The sequence below is a fragment of the Flavobacterium ginsenosidimutans genome (assembly GCF_003254625.1).
Lineage (GTDB): Bacteria > Bacteroidota > Bacteroidia > Flavobacteriales > Flavobacteriaceae > Flavobacterium > Flavobacterium ginsenosidimutans.
Map to the genome: position 1 here is coordinate 1 of NZ_QJRJ01000050.1, position 3,672 is coordinate 3,672.

The 3,672-nt window shown below is 46.9% G+C and carries 2 protein-coding genes; both read left to right on the forward strand.

Annotation, left to right across the window (positions count from 1 at the left end; genetic code table 11):
* Positions 1 to 2,354, forward strand: a 2,354-nt coding sequence (locus DM444_RS00260) for an MBG domain-containing protein (RefSeq protein ID WP_162614878.1), incomplete at its 5' end; no start/stop codon positions are given.
* Positions 2,355 to 2,383: 29 nt separating this feature from the next.
* Positions 2,384 to 3,672, forward strand: a 1,289-nt coding sequence (locus DM444_RS00265) for an OmpA family protein (protein ID WP_162614879.1), incomplete at its 3' end; no start/stop codon positions are given.

Sequence of the window (3,672 nt, forward strand, 5' to 3'; positions counted from 1 at the left end):
CAGTAACTGCCTCTGGAGGAACAGGCCCTTACACCTATTCATGGTCACCATCTGGAGGAACTGCTGCAACAGCAGCTGGTCTTGCTCCTGGAAATTATACTGTCACCGTTACCGATGCAAATGGATGCTTCATAACAGAAACTATTCAGATTACTGAACCTGCTGTTCTTTTAGCGGTAGATTCACAAATTAATGTATCCTGCAATGGCGGTAATGACGGTACAGCTTCAGTAGCTGTTTCTGGAGGAACCGGGTCTTATACATACTTATGGTCGCCTTCTGGAGGCACTGCTCCTACAGCAGCTGGCCTTTCAGCTGGAACGTATACTGTTACTGTTACCGATGCAAACTCATGTTCTACTGATAAAACTATCACAATTACAGAACCTGATGCTTTAGCATTAACTGCAGCTGTTACAGATGTTTTATGCAATGGAGGATCTGACGGATCTGCTTCTGTTGCCGTAACTGGCGGAACAGGTGCCTATACATACTTATGGGCTCCTTCTGGAGGAACTGCTGCAGCTGCAACGGGTCTTGCTCCTGGAAATTATACTGTCACCGTTACCGATGCAAATGGATGCTTCACAGCACAGACTGTACAGATAGCAGAACCTGCGGCTCTTTCGGCAGCATATGCACAGACAAATGTGTCCTGTCATGGCGGTAATGATGGATCTGCGACAGTAAACGTTACAGGAGGAACTGGCACTTACACTTATTTATGGGCACCGTCTGGAGGAACTGCTGCAACGGCGTCTGGCCTTTCTGCCGGAATCTACACCGTAACCGTAACAGATTCAAACTTATGCTCTACTGCTAATACCATTACAATTGCAGAACCAGATGCTTTAACTCTTGTTACGGCCGTTACACAGGTTTCATGCCATGGAGGAAATAACGGATCAGCTATAGTATATCCTAGCGGCGGTTCTGGCTCGTACACCTTCTTATGGTCTCCATCTGGAGGAACATCCGCCATTGCAACGGGGCTTTCTGCCGGAACCTACAGCGTAATCGTTACAGATGCCAATTCTTGTGCCGCTGCTATAGATGTTGTAATAGCTGAACCTGCCAATCCTGTCAGTTTGAACACTTCAGCCGTATCTGGAATAACCGCAGCTGGCGCATCTTTATCCGGCACTGTATCTTCAGACGGAATAAATGCAGATACAGGAGAGTGTCTGACAGAAGCCGGTTTTGTATATGCTCTGCATACAGATCCTACTACAGCCGATGCTAAAATAAATGCTGCAAGTGCGTTAGGAACATTTACCGGTTCTTTAGCTGGACTTAGAGGAAACAGAACCTATTATGTCAGAACTTATGCGGTAAACAGCAGTGGTTTTGTCAATTACGGAAACGAAGTCAGCTTCACTACAGAAAAATATACCCTTACTATAACTGCCAGCGCAGGACAGACAAAAGTATATGGAACTGCCGATCCTGTCTTTGGCTATAAATATTTAGGTCTTGCCAACGGAGACGCTCCGTCAGTAATTGCTGGACTGCTGTCCAGAGATGCCGGAGAAAATGCAGGAAAATACAATATTAAACTGGGAACAGTTAGCGCCGGTGCAGATTATATCATTGTTTTTGAAGGTGCTGAATTTGAAATTACTAAAGCAGACCAGACGATCACTTGGGACCAGACCTTAGAATTTGGCTGTTCCGATTCCAATTCTCTAGCCCTGACTGCCACAGCAGACAGCGGACTGCCGGTTTCCTATACCAGTGCAGACCCTGCATTGGCTGCAGTTACAGGAACAGCCTTAAATATAGCTGGAGCTGGAAGCACGACCATTACCGCTGTGCAGAATGGCGACCAGAACCATAACCCTGCTGTGGCCGTTGTCAAAACCATCGAAATAAGCCAGTCCGGGCTTGTTGTGCAGCAGTGGGCAAATGTCCTGTTCTTTGACAACAGATCAAACAATTATGTGGCCTGGCAATGGTACAGAAACGGAGCGGCCGTTTCCGGTGCGACCCGCCAATACTATAGCGAACTTCAGCCTTTGAATGGAACTTACCATGTGATTGCAAAAGACAGAAATGGAAACTCGATCAAATCGTGCCCGATTGAGACAGCCGGAACAGTCTTCACCAAGAAAATCAAGATTTTTCCAAACCCGGTTAAACCTGCAGGTGAATTTACCTTAGAGTGCGATTTCAGCGAATCCCAGCTAAATGGAGCCGAGATAGCTATTTTTGACATTACGGGAAAATTAGTGCAGACCATTTCAAATGTAAAGGCAAGCACCCAGATCACCGCTCCTGCGCAGGCTGCCATTTATGTTGTGGTCCTTAAGCTGGCCGACGGGCAGATAAAAACAATCAACCTATTGGTTAAATAAAAATGGGGTCCAATTTAAATTTACAGGAAATGAAGATTAAAATCACTATAGCCGTATTGGCACTATTTAATATCTCGATAGAAGCGCAGGAACTTAATTTTAAGATTAACGCAGGCCCCTCTGGAATCCTTTATGACAGCAGCATCGGAGACGGAAAACTGAAATTTGGCGGAGGAATAGGTGTCGGGTACACCTATTTCTTCAGCGGCCACTGGGGAATTTCTGCAGGGGTAGATGTAATGTACAGCCAGAACAGCTTTGGACTGGATAACGGAACCACAATCTCAAGCTATGAGGTTGATGACCAGACCTCCGCTTTCGAGTATCGGGTTACGCCGACCAATTATAAGGAAGACCAGCATTTTATTTCTGCTGCGATTCCCCTTATGATGCAGTACAGAACATCAATTGCCTCACAGACAGGATTATATTTTGGATTCGGGGGAAAAATCCTCTTTCCCGGAAAGCAGACCGTAAAAGCTTCGGCATCCGAACTGCAGCTGAGCGGCTATTATCCTGACGTGAATCTTCTGGTTGACGATCTGCCTTCCCACGGATTCGGAAAAGTAACCGATTGGCAGGATAAGACAGCCGTAAGCCTAGACCCTGCTTTTCTATTAAGTGCCGAAACAGGCCTTGCCTTCAGATTAAAAGAAAGGACACAGCTTTACACAGGCATATATATTGATTATGGCCTGACTGATCTGGCAAAAGAGACTCCCAATGCAAATATCGCGGCATACAGTCCGAACGGAATTGACAATATTCAGGCAGACGGCACGGCCGGAAACAGAAAAATAGTGCAGGAAAGCCGCTACTTTTCTGCGGGGATCCAGCTGAAATTAGGCTTTTCTTTAGCTAAAGGCAGACCGGAACCTGTGCAGGCGAAAGCGGAACCGCCTGCACAGACGCAGACGGCTCCAATTCAGCAGGCGGCTCCCGCACAGCAGAAAGCTGTCCAGGCTGCGCCAGCCAGAAAAGAGCTTACTGCCGAGGAAAGGAGCTACATCGAAAAGCAGCCCCTTGCCTTCCAGGAAATCGGAAGCGCAAAAGTAACTCCCGAACTGGCTTCGAGACTGGATAAAATCGCCGAGATCCTTAAAGCCGATAAAGGCACAGAGCTCAATATTACCGGATACACCTGCGATATAGGAACTGAAAAACGCAATCTTGAAATCGGGATGAAGAGAGCGCAGGCTGTTTCATACTATCTGCAGAACAGGGGAATTGAATCCAGCCGAATGCATCTCTTCTCAAAAGGGGAAAGCGAACCTCTGGTTCCTAACACTCCAGCCGAAAACAGGCCGCTTAACAGAAG